Origin of the sequence: Streptomyces sp. SAI-127 (assembly GCF_029894425.1) — a bacterium.
Classification (GTDB): Bacteria; Actinomycetota; Actinomycetes; order Streptomycetales; family Streptomycetaceae; genus Streptomyces.
Genome location: NZ_JARXYJ010000001.1, coordinates 7,235,917 through 7,253,324, shown reverse-complemented (window position 1 = coordinate 7,253,324; position 17,408 = coordinate 7,235,917). Strand labels below are relative to the sequence as shown.

Annotated in this window: 15 protein-coding genes and 1 pseudogene; 5 read left to right on the top strand and 11 right to left on the bottom strand. The window is 69.1% G+C overall.

Features of this window, described 5'->3' with window-relative positions; genetic code table 11:
* Positions 1–25 precede the first annotated feature (25 nt).
* On the bottom strand, positions 26–1,651 hold the full coding sequence (locus M2157_RS33380; protein WP_280867059.1) for an alkaline phosphatase D family protein: 1,626 nt from the start codon (positions 1,649–1,651) through the stop codon (positions 26–28).
* 102 nt (positions 1,652–1,753) lie between these two features.
* Between M2157_RS33380 and M2157_RS33375 the strand changes: the two genes are divergently transcribed.
* Together M2157_RS33375 and M2157_RS33370 are read left to right on the top strand one after the other, a co-directional pair.
* Positions 1,754–1,975 (top strand): zinc ribbon domain-containing protein, encoded by a 222-nt coding sequence (locus M2157_RS33375; RefSeq protein WP_280867058.1) that lies wholly within the window; start codon positions 1,754–1,756, stop codon positions 1,973–1,975.
* A 57-nt stretch (positions 1,976–2,032) separates the two neighbouring features.
* The gene (locus tag M2157_RS33370) at positions 2,033–2,665 is read left to right on the top strand and encodes a DedA family protein (RefSeq protein WP_280867057.1); all 633 of its coding nucleotides are present in this window, start codon (positions 2,033–2,035) and stop codon (positions 2,663–2,665) included.
* Here the strand turns inward: M2157_RS33370 and M2157_RS33365 are convergent.
* The 3 genes and pseudogenes from M2157_RS33365 to M2157_RS33355 form a co-directional block, all read right to left on the bottom strand.
* The gene (locus M2157_RS33365; RefSeq protein ID WP_280857315.1) at positions 2,640–3,464 is read right to left on the bottom strand and encodes an HAD family hydrolase; all 825 of its coding nucleotides are present in this window, start codon (positions 3,462–3,464) and stop codon (positions 2,640–2,642) included. The genes M2157_RS33370 and M2157_RS33365 overlap by 26 nt on opposite strands.
* A pseudogene (locus tag M2157_RS33360) lies at positions 3,464–5,921 on the bottom strand (phosphoribosyltransferase). Before M2157_RS33360 ends, M2157_RS33365 begins: the two are co-directional and overlap by 1 nt.
* Before the next feature lie 24 nt (positions 5,922–5,945).
* Positions 5,946–7,109, bottom strand: coding sequence for an HpcH/HpaI aldolase/citrate lyase family protein (locus tag M2157_RS33355; RefSeq protein WP_280857317.1), 1,164 nt, complete (start codon positions 7,107–7,109; stop codon positions 5,946–5,948).
* 206 nt (positions 7,110–7,315) lie between these two features.
* Here M2157_RS33355 and M2157_RS33350 point away from each other — a divergent pair, with 206 nt between their 5' ends.
* Complete coding sequence (locus M2157_RS33350) at positions 7,316–8,113, top strand: TerD family protein (RefSeq protein WP_280867056.1); 798 nt, start codon at positions 7,316–7,318, stop codon at positions 8,111–8,113.
* Positions 8,114–8,120: 7 nt separating this feature from the next.
* Here the strand turns inward: M2157_RS33350 and M2157_RS33345 are convergent, their stop codons facing one another.
* The 6 genes from M2157_RS33345 to M2157_RS33320 all read right to left on the bottom strand — a co-directional run bounded on the left by M2157_RS33345 (position 8,121) and on the right by M2157_RS33320 (position 12,593).
* Positions 8,121–8,858, bottom strand: a complete 738-nt coding sequence (locus M2157_RS33345) for a Tellurium resistance (protein WP_057615266.1) — start codon at positions 8,856–8,858, stop codon at positions 8,121–8,123.
* Positions 8,859–8,946: 88 nt separating this feature from the next.
* On the bottom strand, positions 8,947–10,095 hold the full coding sequence (locus M2157_RS33340; protein ID WP_280857319.1) for a DUF475 domain-containing protein: 1,149 nt from the start codon (positions 10,093–10,095) through the stop codon (positions 8,947–8,949).
* 125 nt (positions 10,096–10,220) lie between these two features.
* Positions 10,221–10,796 (bottom strand): TerD family protein, encoded by a 576-nt coding sequence (locus M2157_RS33335; RefSeq protein WP_266522743.1) that lies wholly within the window; start codon positions 10,794–10,796, stop codon positions 10,221–10,223.
* A 124-nt stretch (positions 10,797–10,920) separates the two neighbouring features.
* Positions 10,921–11,496 (bottom strand): TerD family protein, encoded by a 576-nt coding sequence (locus M2157_RS33330; RefSeq protein ID WP_280867055.1) that lies wholly within the window; start codon positions 11,494–11,496, stop codon positions 10,921–10,923.
* A gap of 96 nt (positions 11,497–11,592) precedes the next feature.
* Complete coding sequence (locus tag M2157_RS33325; protein WP_057615270.1) at positions 11,593–12,051, bottom strand: peroxiredoxin; 459 nt, start codon at positions 12,049–12,051, stop codon at positions 11,593–11,595.
* A 110-nt stretch (positions 12,052–12,161) separates the two neighbouring features.
* Positions 12,162–12,593 carry a DUF3052 domain-containing protein gene (locus tag M2157_RS33320; RefSeq protein ID WP_020116104.1) on the bottom strand — a complete coding sequence of 144 codons (432 nt, stop codon included), beginning with the start codon at positions 12,591–12,593 and terminating at the stop codon, positions 12,162–12,164.
* A gap of 343 nt (positions 12,594–12,936) precedes the next feature.
* Between M2157_RS33320 and aceE the strand changes: the two genes are divergently transcribed.
* Together aceE and M2157_RS33310 are read left to right on the top strand one after the other, a co-directional pair.
* Positions 12,937–15,669 carry a pyruvate dehydrogenase (acetyl-transferring), homodimeric type gene (gene aceE / locus M2157_RS33315; RefSeq protein WP_280867054.1) on the top strand — a complete coding sequence of 911 codons (2,733 nt, stop codon included), beginning with the start codon at positions 12,937–12,939 and terminating at the stop codon, positions 15,667–15,669.
* 80 nt (positions 15,670–15,749) lie between these two features.
* Entirely contained in the window at positions 15,750–16,487 is a 738-nt protein-coding gene (locus M2157_RS33310) for a potassium channel family protein (protein ID WP_280857322.1), read from the top strand.
* Between the two features lie 516 nt (positions 16,488–17,003).
* Here M2157_RS33310 and M2157_RS33305 read toward each other — a convergent pair.
* On the bottom strand, positions 17,004–17,315 hold the full coding sequence (locus M2157_RS33305) for a hypothetical protein (protein ID WP_057615275.1): 312 nt from the start codon (positions 17,313–17,315) through the stop codon (positions 17,004–17,006).
* Between the last annotated feature and the right edge of the window lie 93 nt (positions 17,316–17,408).

Here is a 17,408-nt window from a genome sequence, read left to right as displayed (position 1 = left end):
AGCACGGGATGCCGACGGGCCGTCCTCAGGCCGGTTGGAGGCCGGCGTTGCCGGCCTCCGTCACGAAGGACGCGGCGGTGGTGACCGGCGCACCCGGCGTCGTCACGGCGGACACGGTCCTGAAGTCGGCCTGCGCCTGCTGCCGGTCGAGTGTGACCCTCACATAGCCGCGGCGCCCGTCGTAGAACTTGAGATGCGGGTTGGCCCTGAGGTACGTGTCCCAGGTGGGGGGCCGTTCGGCGCCGTCCCGTCCGCTCGCGACCGACGTGGCGGTGAACTCCGTGCCCAGGGTTCTGGAGGCCGGGTCATCGAAGTCGTCCTTGATGTCGAAGGCGTAGCCGACGTGCACGTCCCCGGTCATGACCACCAGGTTCTCCACCCCGGCCGATTTCGCGCCGTCGAGGATCCTGCGACGCGAGGCCCGGTAGCCGTCCCAGGCGTCCATGGACATCATGGGCTCCGACGTGAGGTCGAGTTTGCGCTGCGAGAAGCAGACCTGTTGCGGCATCACGTTCCACAGGGCCCGCGAGTCACGCCAGCCGTCGATCAGCCAGCTCTCCTGCGCCGCCCCGGTCATGGTGCGCGCCGGGTCGTCCTGGAGGGGACCGCCGGTGTGCTTGGTGTCCGCGTACACCTGGTCGGAGCGGTACTGCCGGGTGTCGAGGATGTCGAACTGGGCGAGGGTGCCCCACTGGAGACGACGGTAGAGCCGCGCGTCGGGCCCGTTCGGCAACTGCGCGCCGCGCAGCGGCTGGTTCTCCCAGTACGCCCGGTAGGCGGCGGCCCGGCGCAGCAGGAACGCCTCCGGCGGATCGTTGTTCTCGCTGATGGCGTTCGCGTAGTTGTTCTCGGTCTCGTGGTCGTCCCAGGTGACGACGAAGGGGTGCGCGGCATGGGCCGCCCGCAGGTCCGGGTCGCTCTTGTAGAGCGCGTAGCGCAGCCGGTAGTCCTGCAGCGTCATGGCCTCACGGTTGAAGAGGCCGGGCAGCTTGCGGTCGGTGTAGCCGCGGTGGCCGCCCGTGGCGTTCACGGCGTACTCGTACAGGTAGTCGCCGAGGTGGAAGACCACGTCGACGTCGTCCCGGGAGAGATGGCGGTGCGCCGTGAAGTACCCGTCGTGGTAGGCCTGGCAGGAGACGGCGGCGTAGGAGAGCGACGCGGCGGCGGCAGTGGTGACCGGCGCCGTGCGCGTACGGCCCGTCTCGCTGATCCATGATCCGGTCTTGAACCGGTAGTAGTAGACGCGGTCGGGCTCGAGGCCCGCGACGTCGATGTGCAGGGTGTGGTGGTACTCGGGGTAGGCGATGCCGACGCCACTGCGGACGGGTGCGCTGAAGCGCTCGTCGAGGGCCATCTCCCACTGGACGGTGACGTACTGCTGGGGCAGACCGCCGTCCGGCTCGAACGGGGCGGGGGCGAGCCGGGTCCACAGCAGCACGGAGTCGGGCAGCGGGTCCCCGGAGGCGACGCCGAGTGTGAAGGGATCGCTGGAGATCCTCGCCGCGTCGAGTCCGGTGGAGCCCGCCGCGCCCCGGGCCGGCAGCTGGGTGCTGAACGCGAGGGCGGCGGCCGCCGCAGTGACCGTGAGAAAGCGGCGCCGCCCGAAGTACCGGGCGGCGGCGAGCAGTTCGGGATGGTGTCGCACAGCCAAGGGGTTCCCCCACGGTTGATCGTCGGCAGAGAACCCCCGCATGCTAACCGGATAAAGATCATAATTCGGGCACCCCGCCGGGGCGCCGGTTAACCTGTGCTCATGCCTCGCTACGAGTACCGCTGCCGGACCTGCGGCGACACCTTCGAACTGAGCCGTCCCATGGCCGAGTCCTCCGCCCCCGCCGACTGCCCGGCGGGCCACGACGACACGGTGAAGCTGCTGTCGACGGTGGCGGTGGGCGGTTCGGCGTCCGCGTCGGCCCCGGCGCCCCAGGCGGGTGGCGGTGGAGGCGGCTGCTGCGGCGGAGGCTGCTGCGGCTGATCGCCGTACGAGAACCTCTTCAGGCTGCCTTCAGGTCGGCCTCCCTAGCGTGGGCCCATGTCAGCCATCGACTGGGTCAACGGCCTCATGGACACGCTCGGCGCGCCCGGTGCCGGGATCGCCATCGCCCTGGAGAACCTCTTCCCGCCCCTCCCGAGCGAGGCGATCCTGCCGCTCGCGGGCTTCGCGGCGAGCACCGGCCGGATGAGCCTGGTCGCCGTGCTGCTGTGGACGACGGCGGGCTCGGTGATCGGCGCCCTCGCGCTCTACGGCGTCGGCGCGTTGCTCGGCCGGGACCGCACGGTGGCGCTCGCGGCCCGGCTGCCCCTCGTCAAGGTCTCGGACATCGAGCGGACCGAGGCCTGGTTCCTGCGGCACGGCACCAAGGCCGTGTTCTTCGGCCGGATGATCCCGGTCTTCCGCAGCCTCGTCTCCGTCCCGGCCGGTGTCGAACGCATGCCGCTGCCCGTGTTCCTGACGCTGACCACCTTGGGCAGCGCCCTGTGGAACACGGCGTTCGTCCTCGCGGGCCACGCCCTGGGCGCCAACTGGACCCAGGTCACCGACCTCGTGTCCGCGTACTCGAAGGTCGTCCTCGCGGTCGCCGCGCTCGCGGTCGTGGCCTTCATCGCCGTACGACTGCTGCGGCGAGGCCGGCCGAGCCCTACTGAGGTGTCCGAGCCGTCCTGAGGAACTCCCGCAGGATCCGCTCCCCGGCCGCGACACCCCGCTCGGGCAGCGCGGTGATCTCCGGAGCCGTCCAGCCCGCGTCCGCCAGCTCCCCGTGTCCGGGCCGCCAGCCCCGGTCGGCCGCGAGGAGCAGGTCGGCGTCCAGCAGGGAGTCACCCGCGGCCAGCGTCAGGGCGGCACCGGTGCGCCGGGCCACCTCACGCATGGCCGCGCTCTTGGTGAGCGGCTTGGGGACGGCGTAGATCTTGCGGCCCTGGAGGGAGACCGTCCAGCCGCGGTTCTCCGCCCACACCGCGAGCTCCTTCACCCAGTCCTCGGGCAGCAGTTCACGCTCGACGACGAGGTAGACGAAGAGGTCCTCGGCGATCCGGTGCTTGCGCACCCACAAGGGATCTGCCCTTTCCTGGAGGTGCGCGCGGATCTCCTCCAGGGGCGCGCACTCGTCGGCGAGGCGGGCCGTGACGCGGGTGTGCCAGTCGAGGTCGGTGACACCGTCGACCAGCAGATGGCCGCCGTTCGCGCAGATCGCGTAAGTGGGCGCGGGGCCCGGCAGGTTGATGCGCTGGTACTGCTTGCGGGTGCGGGTCGTCGTCGGCACGAAGACCGCCGCGTCCCCGAGCTCGGAGAGCAGCCCGGCCGCGGTCTCCGTCATGTACGACAGCGGCCTGCTCTCGTGCACCTCGACGCAGAGCAGCCGGGGCGCCCGCGCGTCCGGCATGGTGAGCGCCAGGGCGGCGGCGGAGTAGATGAGCGTACGGTCGAGGTCGCTCGCCACGAGCACCGGAGGCTGCGTCGGCATCAGAGGGTCACCGCCCTGCCGTCGGCGCCGGTCGCGCCCCGCGTGTACTTGGGGTGGATCAACCCCACGCAGGTGTACGGGAGTTCGGCAACCTCTTCCACCGGGACACCTCTCTGCTCGGCCAACAGGCGTACGTGGTCCAGGTCGGCGCCCGCCCCGGCCCGCGCCAGGATCTTCCAGGGCACCCGGCGCAGCAGCACCCGCGTGGTCTCGCCGACGCCCGGCTTGACGAGGTTGACGTCGTGGATGCCGTACTCCTCACTGATGCGCTCGACGGCCGCCCAGCCCTCCCAGGTGGGCTCCCGGTCTCCGGCGAGGAGCTCCTTGACCTGTGCGCCGACCGCCTCGGCGACCTCGGGGAAGCGGGCGGCGACGGCGTCCAGGAAGTCCACCGACACGTCCGCGCCGGCGAGTTCGCGGTAGAACTTCGCGCCGTGGAAGTCGTCCGGGCCGACCAGGTCCGCGCGCAGGACCGTACGCGAGATCAGGCCGGACACCGTGGAGTTGAGACACGCGGAGGGGATGAGGAAGTCCTCGCGGGTGCCGTACGTCTTCACGCACGAGCCCGGGTCGGCGAGTACGGCGATCTCCGGGTCGAATCCGACGGGACCGCCCTCGGCCTCGAACTGCTTTATCGCTTCCGCCAGTTCACGTGTGATCGCGCCCTTGCCGGTCCAGCCGTCGACGAACACGACGTCGGCGGGGTCGTGGTGTCCGGCCAGCCAGCGCAGGGCGTTGGCGTCGATGCCGCGGCCCCGGACGATCGAGACCGCGTAGTGCGGCAGTTCGAGGCCGTGGCGGAACTGGGCCCAGCGGCGCATCAGGACCCCGACGGGGGTGCCGGCGCGGGCGAGGGAGACCAGCACGGGGCGGGGCGAGCGCTCCTGGAGCACGATCTCCGTCACCGCGCCGACCGCCTGGGCGAGCCTCGCGGAGGACTCCTGCAGGGCCGTACGGAACAGCTCCTGGTACTGGTCGCTCGGCTGGTACTCCACCGGCAGCGACTCCGCGTAGTGCGCGCCGCCGCTCTGGATGGCCTCCTCGCGCTCCTCGGTCGGCGCCTCCAGCGTGACGTCCGAGAGGTCCTGGAGCAGCCAGCCGACCTCCTCGGGGGCGTACGAGGAGAAGGCGGGGCCGCGGAGGGGCTCGGGGAGCATGGGGGGCCTTTCGGGGGTGTAGCTGGGGACGACGGCGAGGACGACCTGCTGGGTGTGCGCGGCGAGTTGGGCCAGGAGGCCGTCGGGGGCGTGCAGTTCGGGGGTGTCGGCGGTGGAGTCGATCACCGCGACGATCGCGTCGAAACCGGCGCCGGCGACGTTGTACGCGTAGCGGTCGCCGGGGCCGTCGGCGGGGGTGTCGTGGGCGGGGGAAGACGATCCGGCTGCGGATGGCGTAGCCCGGGTCGTCGACGGCGAGCACCGGTGAGCGGGTGGTGGTCGAGTAGGTCACCTCCACACCGTCAGCGACCTGCTCGAGTTCTCGGGCGAGCCTCAGGGGGGCGTACATGAGCTCTTCGAAGCCGAGGATGTGCACGCGGTGCGCGTCTGCCGGGAGGGCCTCGGCGAGCCTTGCGGCCATGGCGGGGAGGGCGGTCTCCAGGCGTATTCGGTGCTGGGGAGTAAATCCGTGGCGGCCACCGTCCGGGACGTCTCGGGGCCACATGAGGTCCATGCGGTTGATTGCCGGGTGCGGGCGGGTGGGGGCTGGTCGCGCAGTTCCCCGCGCCCCTGCGTAGGACACCTCATGCCTCGCTACAAGGTCCTGGCCCTTTTCCAGGACCCCCTCCGGCAGGCGTACGGTGCCCGACGCCGCTGCCACCAGGTCCACCCTCGCGTTGATCTCGCGAGCGAAGTCGTCCAGTCGGCCCGCGTCCTCCTCCGACCGCATGTCCACCAGGGCGACCACCACGTACCGGCTCCGCGGATAGCGCCCGTGCAGGTCCCTGATGGTGTTCAAGACCGTGTTGCCTGTCGAGAACTCGTCGTCGACCAGGACCAGGGGGCCGTCGCCGGCCAGGAGCGCTGGGTCCTCGGGGAGGAGCAGGTGGGACGTGGCGTGGGAGTGGGACTCCTCGAAGCCGCCCGCGGGGGCCACACCGGGGACCGGGCGGCGGGTGGAGTGGAGGTAGGGGGCGAGGGCGATGCCGTCGGCGACGGAGTGGCCGAGACCTGTCGCCGTCTCCGCGTAGCCGAGGACGACCGCTCGGGCCGCCTCCTGGTCACCCAGCAGGTCGCGGACCCTGCGGCCCAGCGCGAAGCCCTGGCCGTAGACCACCGACGGCGACTGCGGGACGTGCTTGCCCAGCACGTTGGAGACCAGCAGATGGGCCCGCTTGGGGTTGCGGCGCAGCGCCAGTCCCAGCAGGTCGGTCAGTCGGCTGTCGCCCACGAGTTCGACGCCGAGCCGGTCGGCGACCCACGTCCCCGACCAGAGCCGGTCGTTCACTGCCTTGTTCATGCGTCCCTTGGTGTCCACGGATGATCAGCCGGAGATTCCGGCGGCGAGCAGCTCCACGAAGCCGATGTCCTCGTTCGCCACCCCGAAGACCTCGGCGCGCAGCAGGGTCCGCTCGGCCCAGGCGCGATGCGGCTTCACTTCATTCATCTTGTTCGTGTATTGCGACCTCAGCACCCCGCCACCGCCGCGCTCGGGCCGCAGGATGTCCTGCGCGTCACTGAACTCCTCGTGGCTGACCACGGACAGTGCGTGCACGGGCAGCACGTGGGAGGGGTGGATGCAGGTCTTGCCGAGCAGGCCGTTGGCCTGGTCGAGGGTGATCTCGCGCAGCAGGCCGTCCATGGCGTGCTCGATGAGCGCCTCGCGCAGTTCCTCGGCCTGGCCCTCCAGGAAGGGGCTGCGGCGCAGCTGCGGCTTGAACATGCGCTCCTGGACCCGGAAGTACTCCCAGACCGGCCCGGTCACGGTGAAGCCGGTGCCGTCGGCGCGGCCCAGCATGTTCACCACGTCGGCGATCACGGAGGCGACGATCTGGACGTCCCAGGCGGTCATGTCGGGGGCGCGGCGCAGGCCGTAGGAGGAACAGAAGTCGGTGACGCCGAGCCGTAGCGCCAGGACCCGGTCGCGGTACTTGTCGACCGCGCGCGCGATGCCCTCCAGGGTCTCTACGCGCGTCTCCCGGTAGAGCAGCTCGGGAGACTCCAGCACGGGCATGGCGAACAGCCGGTGTCCGCTCGCGACCTCGGCGCCGGAGAGGGCCTCCAGGAAGGGGATGCCGCGTTCCTCGGTGAACTTCGGGAGCACGAATCCGGACAGCAGCCGGACGGCGGGACCGAGCCGTCGTACGAGATCGGGGATCTGCTCGGGGTGGCGGACCCGGATGAAGAGCAGGGGCGGGTCCACCCGCCGGTCCGCGAGGTCCGTGAACTGCCGGACGAGGTTCTCCTCGCCCTCTGCGACTTCCTCGTCACCGATCGAGTCTTCCAGGCACAGCACCATCGAGACCACGCCGCGTCCGGTCTGCTTGACGATGTCGTCGGCGAGCCGCGGCCGCGTGGCCGGACTGTAGAGCGTGGCGCCCAAGGCCGCGGAGAGCAGCCGGGCCGAGGAATCCGCGGTGAACTCGCAGGGCTCCTGGTGGAAGAGGCGCTGACGCACCTCAGGGGCGATGTGCCCGAAATGACGCATATGACTCCCCCGTGACAGCTGTGCCGCCTGTGAACCGTTCACAGGTGGCCGGTAATAGTACGTAGGTACCCATGTCCGAGGTTCCCACCGGGCATGAATTTCAGGTAACGCAGACAAACACGACCTTGTCGACACCGGTACGACATGAACCGGTATCCCGCACCCCCGCGTTGTCGTGACCAGGACCGAGAGGGCAGGATGACCGCATGACGCACGCCATGCTGAAAGGGTCGAACGTCCCGCTGGAAGCCACCACGGTACGCGCCGTGATGCGCTGGGCGCCCGGGCAGGGGGTCCCGGTCGTCGATGCCTCGGCGCTCCTCCTCGGCCCCGACGGTCGTGTGCGATCCGACGAGGACTTCGTCTTCTACAACCAGCCCCGGCACCCCTCCGGGAAGGTCTGGCTCCTCGGCAAGAAGCGCGTCGCCGAGGGTCCCACCGACACGATCCAGACAGATCTGGCCGGTGTCGAGCCCGAGGTCAGCCAGATTCTCCTGGTCGCGTCGGTGGACGACTCGTCGGTGGACAACGCCACCTTCGGCCGCGTGCAGGGCCTGCGCATCCTGTTGTACGACGCCTCGGTCGCCGATGGCGAGCCGCTGCTCTACTTCGACATCAAGCCGGAGACGGGCGCGGAGACCGCCCTGATCTGCGGCGAGCTGTACCGCCGCGGCGAGGGCTGGAAGTTCCGCGCCCTGGGCGAGGGCTATGTGGAGGGCCTCCAGGGCCTGGCCACGGACTTCGGCATCGTGGTGGACGAGTCCGACTCCGCGGAGACCCCGCTCCAGCCCGAGCCCACGTCGTTCCCCCTGCCGCCGGAGCAACCGGCCCAGTCGGCATCCTCGGTCCCCACCCAGCCGGCCTACGGCTACCCCCAGCAGGCGACTCCGGCGACCGCCCCCGTGGCCGCGTCGGGCTACGGCTACCCGCAGCCGGTGAGTCCGGTACCGGCCCCGGCGGAGTTCCGTATGCCTCCCCAAGGGCCGCAGTTCATCGGACGGTAGCGGCCCCTCACCGGTCCGCCTTCGCCTTGTAACCCCGACCCCACTGCAGCCCCCACCCGTACAGCCGGTCCAGCTCGCCCTGGAACCCGTACACGAACTGCACCTCACGCCGCACGATGAGCTCGCCCTTGATGTTCTCGATCATCACGACCGCGCAGGACCGGGCCTGAGGGTGCCGCTCGTCGAGACCTATCTCGATCCGCGGCCCATTGCTCGGGTACAGCGTCACGATGGCGTGCGTACGGTCGAACGCCGGTGTCTGGTCGTAGATGTACACGAAGACCAGCAGCCGCTTGATCTGGTCCCGGTGATCGAGGTTGACGTACATCGTCTCGCCGGACGCCGACCCGAACCGGTCGTCCCCGCTGAGCTTCACGTACGGCGGCGCGTTGACGTCCCCCAGCAGACCGCCGAGGGGCTGGACGACGCCCTTCGTGCCGTCGGCCAGCTCGTACAGGCACCCGAGGTCGAGGTCGACGTTGACCATGCTCTGGCTGTGTCCGAGGACCTCCGGCGGCTTGAGCGCCTTGAAGGGGTGCCGCAGCAGCGACTCCCGCTGTGAGCCCCCGATGTCGGAGGTCCGCATCCGCCAGGTCAGGTTGACACGGAGGTTCCCGGTCGCCGCGCCCTGCTTGGTGAGCGAGACCCGGTTGTGCCGCTTGGTCAGTTCGATCGCGTTGCTGGCCGCGCTGCCCGAGTCGAAGTCGACCTCACGGCCGCCCCGGAGTCCGTCCAAGAAGCCCATTCCCGCCCCCATGTTCACTTTGGAGAAAACCGGCGGGGCGGCCGGAGGCCGGCCGCCCCGCTCAGAGCGTTCCTCACCAGGAAGGGTGTCACACCCCGGACGAGACCTCAGTCTTCTCGTCCGAGCCCTCGGCTTTTCCCTCGGCGGCCGCCAGTGCCCTGTTGCGGCGTACGGAGGACAGGAAGGACCAGCCGATCAGGAGGACACCGACGAGACCGGTGATGAGCTCGTGGATCTCGTACTGGATGGTGACCATGAGGATCACCGCGAGGGCGCCGATCGCGTAGTGGGCGCCGTGCTCCAGGTAGACGTAGTCGTCGAGGGTGCCCTGGCGGACCAGGTACACGGTCAGGGACCGGACGTACATCGCGCCGACGCCGAGGCCCAGCGCCATCAGGACGATGTCGTTGGTGATGGCGAACGCGCCGATCACGCCGTCGAAGGAGAACGAGGCGTCGAGAACCTCCAGGTAGAGGAACATGAAGAACGCGGCCTTGCCGGCCATCAGGACCGCCGACTTGGGCTTGCCCTCGCGCTCGGCCTGTTCCTCCTCCTCGTGCTCGCGTTCCTCGTCCTCTTCGAGTTTGTCCTCGAAGTAGCCGGAGAGGCCACCGACGATCATGTAGGTGATCAGACCCGCGATACCGGAGATCAGGACGGTCTGCGCCTTGTCCACATGCGCGCCGCCGTGCTGGTGGGCGTGGGTCGCGAAGGTGAACGCGGTGACCAGCAGGACGACCAGCGCGATGCAGACCGACAGCATGTCGACCTTGCCGAGCTTGGCCAGCGGCCGCTCCAGCCAGGCCAGCCACTTGATGTCCCGGTCCTCGAAGATGAAGTCCAGGAAGATCATCAGCAGGAACATGCCACCGAACGCGGCGATCGACGGGTGCGCGTCGGTCACCAGCTCCTGGTAGCGGTCCTTGTTGTTGAGGGCGAGGTCGACCGCCTCGATGGGCCCCAGCTTGGCGCTGATCGCGACGATCACGACGGGGAAGACCAGCCGCATGCCGAACACGGCGATCAGGACACCGATCGTGAGGAAGATGCGCTGCCAGAAGGCGTTCATCTTCTTCAGGATTCCGGCGTTGACCACCGCGTTGTCGAACGACAGGGAGATCTCGAGGATGGAGAGGATCGCCACGACACCGAAGCCCTCCCACCCCCCGTAGAGGACCGCAGCGACCAAGCCGAGCGCGGTGACCGCGAACGACCAGCCGAAGGTTTTGAGAACCACTGGCTACCCAATCCGTACGTGTACGGGGTTCCCCCGTGCCGCACTCGGCTTTACGAAACTTTGAAGCGAAGTGTAGTCGGGCGGCCTCGAAGCCCCACCCGACCCCGGCTTTTGCTCATATCGCGTTATGAGACGTTGACCCCGAAGTCCAGCGCGATGCCCCTGAGGCCCGACGCGTACCCCTGCCCCACCGCCCTGAACTTCCACTCGCCCTGGTAGCGGTAGAGCTCGCCGAAGATCATCGCGGTCTCGGTGGAGGCGTCCTCGGAGAGGTCGTAGCGGGCCAGTTCCTGGCCGTCGGCCTGGTTGACCACGCGGATGAAGGCGTTGCTGACCTGGCCGAAGGTCTGGCCGCGGTTGTCGGCGTCGTGGATCGACACCGGGAAGACGATCTTGTCGCACCGCTCCGGCACCTTGGAGAGGTCGACCAGGATCGACTCGTCGTCGCCCTCGCCCTCACCGGTGAGGTTGTCGCCGGTGTGCTCGACCGAGCCGTCCGGGCTCTTGAGCTGGTTGTAGAAGACGAAGTACTCGTCACCCAGGACCCGTCCGCTGCTGCACATCAGGGCGCTGGCGTCGAGGTCGAAGTCGGCTCCGGTGGTGGAGCGCGCGTCCCAGCCGAGTCCGACCATCACCTGGGTGAGGTTGGGTGCGGCCTTGGACAGGGAGACGTTCCCTCCCTTGGCGAGCGTGACGCCCATGTGCTGTTCCCTCCCCGAGAGTGTGCTTCTGTGCTTGTCCTGCACGTCCGGCGCCGCACCCAAACAGTGCGGCGCCGGACGAAAAAGCCGGGGCGGGTCCGAGGGCCTGCCCATGGAACAGGTACTAGACGTTGACGCCGAAGTCCTGGGCGATCCCGCGCAGACCCGAGGCATAGCCCTGGCCGATCGCGCGGAACTTCCACTCGGCGCCGTTGCGGTACAGCTCGCCGAAGACCATGGCGGTCTCGGTGGACGCGTCCTCCGAGAGGTCGTAGCGGGCGATCTCGGCGCCGCCGGCCTGGTTGACCACGCGGATGAACGCGTTGCGCACCTGGCCGAAGGACTGCTGGCGGTTCTCGGCGTCGTAGATCGACACCGGGAAGGTGATCTTCTCGACGTCGGCCGGGACCGCGGCGAGGTCGACCTTGATCTGCTCGTCGTCGCCCTCGCCCTCACCGGTGAGGTTGTCGCCGGTGTGCTCGACCGAGCCGTCCGCGCTCTTGAGGTTGTTGAAGAAGACGAAGTTGGCGTCGCTGGCGACCTTGCCTGCCGGGTTCAGCAGCAGTGCACTGGCGTCCAGGTCGAAGTCGGTGCCGGTCGTGGTGCGGACGTCCCACCCCAGACCGACGATGACCGCGGTCAGGCCCGGGGCCTCCTTGGTCAGCGATACGTTGCCGCCCTTGCTGAGGCTGACTCCCACGAGTCCTCCATAGGTTTGCTGGTTGAGATGCTGCCGGATCAACGATTCGATCCTAGTGACGGGTTCCCGGACCACGCAGTCCCTGGAGGCGAACAATCACAGGGTGTCGAGCGCCTTGACGTACTCGTTCAGGTCGCGGGCGTCCGGCAGGGCGTTGACGACGGTCCAGCGGACCACGCCCTCCTTGTCGATGACGAAGGTGCCACGCACCGCGCAGCCCTTGTCCTCGGCGAAGACGCCGTAGGCGCGGGAGACCTCGCCGTGCGGCCAGAAGTCGCTCAGCAGCGGGTACTCCAGGCCCTCCTGCTCGGCGAAGACGCGCAGGGTGTGGATGGAGTCGTTGGAGACGGCGAGCAGCTGGGTGTCGCGGTCGGAGAACTGCGGCAGGTTGTCACGCAGCTCGCACAGCTCACCGGTGCACACACCGGTGAAGGCGAAGGGGTAGAAGAGCAGCACGACGTTCTTGCTGCCGCGGAAGTCGGACAGCTTCACGGCCCGGCCGTGGTTGTCCTTGAGCTCGAAGTCGGGGGCCTTTTCGCCGACCTGGATCGCCATCGCGTGGATGTCCCTTCGGGGGGCTGTTCGAGTGACGCAACCACCCTACGCAGCGATCACCACGGGTATGCGGACGGGCCGGTCGCGCCGGCCCGTCCGGTCCCACAGGGCTACTTCTTGGACTTGGCCGCCTTGGGCGTCACCAGCCGGCTGCCGCTCCAGTCCTTGCCCACACTGACGCTCTTGGAGGCGGACAGGCCTGCCGTCGTCGCGGCTTCGGAGATGTCGCTCGGCTCCACGTAGCCGTCCCGGCCGGTCTTCGGCGTCAGCAGCAGGATCGAGCCGCCCTCCTCGATGTACGTGGTGGCGTCCACCAGCACATCGGTCAGGTCGCCGTCCTCGTCACGGAACCAGAGCACCACGGCATCGGCGACGTCGTCGTAATCCTCGTCCACAAGGTCGCTGCCGATGACTTGCTCGATGGCCTCGCGGAGTTCCTGGTCTACGTCGTCGTCGTAGCCGATCTCCTGGACCACCTGCTCGGGCTGGAACCCCAGCCTCACGGCAGGGCTCGTCTCCGCGTGGTCCGCGGTCGCGCTCACGGGTTGCCTCCTGATCATGTCTTGATGATTGTCTCAGCCACGCGCGTGCGCGAAGCATTGGCCGTAGTCCACACGGGCGGGACGGATCGCGCAAGTACCCGGCGTTTCAGACCGCCGAAACGGTGACGTTCCGGAACGTGTCGACGCAACTCCAGGCACATCATCGCGGTCGCGTCGTGACGCATGCCACACCTTTCTGCCCTCTTTGCGTGTTTGGGAACCATACCCGGGCGCGGAGCCCCGGGTTACCACGGAGTAGAGATGACGTTTGGCCCCCCGAGGTACACGATGGGGAGCGGTGCAGACATCTAGAAATACGGCCCTCTGACAGGTAAGGAACAGCGTGGCTTCCGGATCCGATCGCAACCCGATCATCATTGGCGGCCTTCCGAGTCAGGTTCCTGACTTCGATCCCGAGGAAACCCAGGAGTGGCTCGACTCCCTCGACGCCGCCGTGGACGAGCGCGGCCGGGAGCGGGCCCGCTATCTGATGCTGCGGCTCATCGAGCGGGCCCGTGAGAAGCGCGTGGCCGTGCCGGAGATGCGCAGCACGGACTACGTCAACACGATCCCCACCCGGGCGGAGCCGTTCTTCCCGGGCAACGAGGAGATCGAGCGGAAGATCCTGAACGCCACCCGGTGGAACGCGGCCGTGATGGTCTCGCGTGCCCAGCGTCCCGGGATCGGCGTCGGCGGCCACATCGCCACCTTCGCCTCCTCCGCGTCCCTCTACGACGTCGGCTTCAACCACTTCTTCCGCGGCAAGGACGAGGGCGACGGCGGCGACCAGGTCTTCTTCCAGGGCCACGCCTCCCCGGGCATCTACGCACGCGCGTTCCTGCTGGACCGCCTCAGCGAGGACAACCTCGACGGGTTCCGCCAGGAGAAGTCGAAGGCCCCGCACGGACTGTCCTCGTACCCGCACCCGCGGCTGATGCCGGACTTCTGGGAGTTCCCGACCGTGTCGATGGGCCTCGGCCCGATCGGCGCGATCTACCAGGCGCGGATGAACCGTTACATGCACGCGCGCGAGATCGCCGACACCTCCAAGTCGCATGTGTGGGCGTTCCTCGGCGACGGCGAGATGGACGAGCCGGAGTCGCTCGGCCAGCTGACGATCGCCGCGCGCGAGGGCCTGGACAACCTGACCTTCGTCGTCAACTGCAACCTGCAGCGCCTCGACGGCCCGGTGCGCGGCAACGGCAAGGTCATCCAGGAGCTGGAGTCGGTCTTCCGGGGCGCCGGCTGGAACGTGATCAAGCTGATCTGGGACCGCACCTGGGACCCGCTGCTCGCGCAGGACCGCGACGGCATCCTCGTCAACCGGATGAACACCACCCCGGACGGCCAGTTCCAGACCTACGCCACCGAGTCCGGCGCCTACATCCGCGATCACTTCTTCGGCGACGACCAGCGCCTGCGCGCGATGGTCGAGGGCATGACCGACGACCAGATCCTGCACCTGGGCCGCGGCGGTCACGACCACAAGAAGATCTACGCGGCGTTCAAGGCGGCCGTGGAGCACAAGGGCCAGCCGACGGTCATCCTCGCCAAGACCGTCAAGGGCTGGACGCTGGGGCCCAACTTCGAGGGCCGCAACGCCACGCACCAGATGAAGAAGCTGACGGTCGACGACCTCAAGGGCTTCCGCGACCGGCTGCACCTGCCGATCTCCGACAAGGAGCTGGAGTCGGGCGCACCGCCCTACTACCACCCGGGCCGGGACTCGGAGGAGATCCAGTACATGCACGACCGCCGACTGGGTCTCGGCGGTTACGTCCCCACGCGTGTCGTGCGCTCCAAACCGCTCGCTCTGCCGGGCGACAAGACGTACGCGACCGTGAAGAAGGGCTCGGGTCAGCAGTCGATCGCCACGACCATGGCGTTCGTACGACTGCTCAAGGACCTCATGCGGGACAAGGAGCTCGGCAAGCGCTTCGTGCTGATCGCGCCGGACGAGTACCGCACCTTCGGCATGGACTCGTTCTTCCCGAGCGCGAAGATCTACAACCCGCTCGGGCAGCAGTACGAGTCGGTCGACCGTGAACTGCTGCTCGCGTACAAGGAGTCGCCGACCGGGCAGATGCTGCACGACGGCATCTCGGAGGCGGGCTGCACGGCGTCGCTGATCGCGGCGGGTTCGGCGTACGCCACGCACGGCGAGCCGCTGATCCCGGTGTACGTCTTCTACTCGATGTTCGGTTTCCAGCGCACCGGCGACCAGTTCTGGCAGATGTCGGACCAGCTGGCGCGCGGTTTCGTGCTGGGTGCGACCGCGGGCCGTACGACCCTGACCGGTGAGGGGCTGCAGCACGCGGACGGCCACTCGCAGCTGCTCGCCTCGACCAACCCGGGCTGTGTCGCGTACGACCCGGCGTTCGGGTTCGAGATCGCGCACATCGTGCAGGACGGTCTGCGCCGGATGTACGGCCCGGACAGCGAGGACGTCTTCTACTACCTCACCGTCTACAACGAGCCCATCCAGCACCCGGCCGAGCCGGAGAACATCGACGCCGAGGGCATCCTCAAGGGCGTCTACCGCTTCTCCGAGGGCACCTCGGGGTCGATCCCGGCGCAGATCATGGCGTCCGGTGTGGCCGTGCCGTGGGCGGTCGAGGCGCAGAAGATCCTCGCCGAGGAGTGGAACGTCAAGGCGGACGTCTGGTCGGCGACCTCCTGGAACGAACTGCGGCGCGAGGCCGTGGCCTGCGAGGAGTACAACCTGCTGCACCCGGAGGAGGAGCAGCGGGTGCCGTACGTGACGCGGAAGCTGGCCGGGGCGCAGGGGCCGTTCGTGGCGGTGTCCGACTGGATGCGGGCGGTTCCCGACCAGATCGCGCGGTGGGTGCCGGGCACGTACCAGTCGCTGGGAGCGGACGGGTTCGGCTTCGCCGACACCCGGGGTGCGGCGCGGCGGTTCTTCCACATCGACGCCCAGTCGATCGTGGTGGGCGTGCTGACGGAGCTGGCGCGGGAGGGCAAGGTGGACCGTTCGGTGCTGAAGCAGGCGATCGACCGGTACCAGCTGCTGGACGTCTCGGCGGCGGACCCGGGGGCGGCGGGCGGCGACGCGTAGCCGCTGCGCTCGGCCGGAACTGAGGAAGGGCGGTGGGGCTGTGGCCCCACCGCCCTTCACCGTTTCCTTACGATGCGGTCATGAAGGAACAGTCGGCGCAGGTCCGTTGGGAACAGCACACCCAGCGGCCCCTTCTGGCGCTCGCGGTGCTGTTCGCCGTCGCCTATGCCGTGCCGATCGTGGACACCTCGGCGGGACGGTCGTTGACGGCGGTGTGCACGGTGGTCGAGTGGGTGGTGTGGGGGGTCTTCGCCGTCGACTACCTCGTGCGGCTGTCGCTCTCGCGGGATCGGCGGGGATTCGTGCGTCAGCACTGGGTGGACCTGTGTGCCGTGGTGCTGCCGCTCATTCAGCCGCTGCGGCTGCTGCGGCTCGTCTCCACCCTGCTGCTGGTGGGGCAGCGGGCGCGGATGGCCTCGCAGATCCGGGTGACGACGTATGTGGCCGGGGCGGTCGTGGGACTGCTGATGTTCGGGTCGCTGGCGGTGCTCTCGGTGGAACGGGACGCGCCGGACGGGAACATCCGCACGTTGGGTGACGCGGTGTGGTGGTCCTTCACGACCATGACGACCGTGGGCTACGGCGACCACGCCCCGACCACCGGACTGGGCCGGATGGTCGCGGTCGGGCTGATGCTCTCCGGGATCGCCCTGCTGGGTGTGGTGACCGCGAACATCGCCGCCTGGTTCATCGAGCGGTTCGAGAAGGACGACGTGGAGGAACGCCGCCAGACGGAGGCGATCCAGGCCCTGACGGAGGAAGTACGGGAACTCCGCGCGGAGGTCGCGGCCCTGCGCAAGACGTCCATCGGCGGTTGAGGGAGGCCTGGCTCGCAGACGCGGGCGGGTCCCAGGTCGTCGCCGCACGCAGACCGGCACTCTCCGCGGACACCCCGGCGGGGATGTCCCGACGCCACGCAGCGAACGTCGGTACGCGGTCGGCGGGGCCGGAGTGGACGAGCGCGGGCCTTGGCCACCGCAACCGGCCGCGGACCGCCGCCCGCACGAGACCGCCCTAGCGCGGCGCACCCACCGCGCCCAAGGCCGCGGACCGCCGCCCCCCCCGAGCATGGAAACGCGCGAGGGCACCCAAGCGCGGGACATCGCCCACTCGGACCCCGGCGATGAATACCAGCGCCGCACCCGAGGTCGCGGCCTGCGGAAGACATCCGTCGGCGGCTGACGGAGGCCCTGGGCCGCGGGCGACCCCGCGGACACCGGCGATGTTCCCAAGCGCCGCGCCTGAGGTCGCGGCCCTGCGCGAGGCCTTCGTCGGCAGAGCGAGAGCGGGCCCCCGGTCGTCCCACCGGGGGCCCTTCCCTCACGCGCCCCGGGTCAGAACAACCCGCTGCCCGGGGTGGCCGCTCCGACGAGCCAGATGATCGCCAGGAGCGTGTCGATGGCGCCCAGAACGAAGGCGACCAGAGCAGGCCAGGCACGGTTGCCGCCCGACCAGGTGCGGCCCATGGCGAGCCAGCCGCAGACGATCGCGACGGGGCCGAGGATGATCCCCAGCACGAAGAATCCCGCGATCGCGCAGATGACTCCGATGATTCCGAGCGTCGCGCGATCCGGCCCGGTCCGTGACCACGTACGGCCACGTGATCGGGGGTACCTGCGCGTTCCGTGTCCGAAGCCCGCCATCATCAACTCCCTGACACCCTTGATTGGTTGGGTTCGTCTCGGGTTCAACGATGCGAGTACCCCCGGCACAGCCGTTAATCCTCCGGCCTTGCGGCG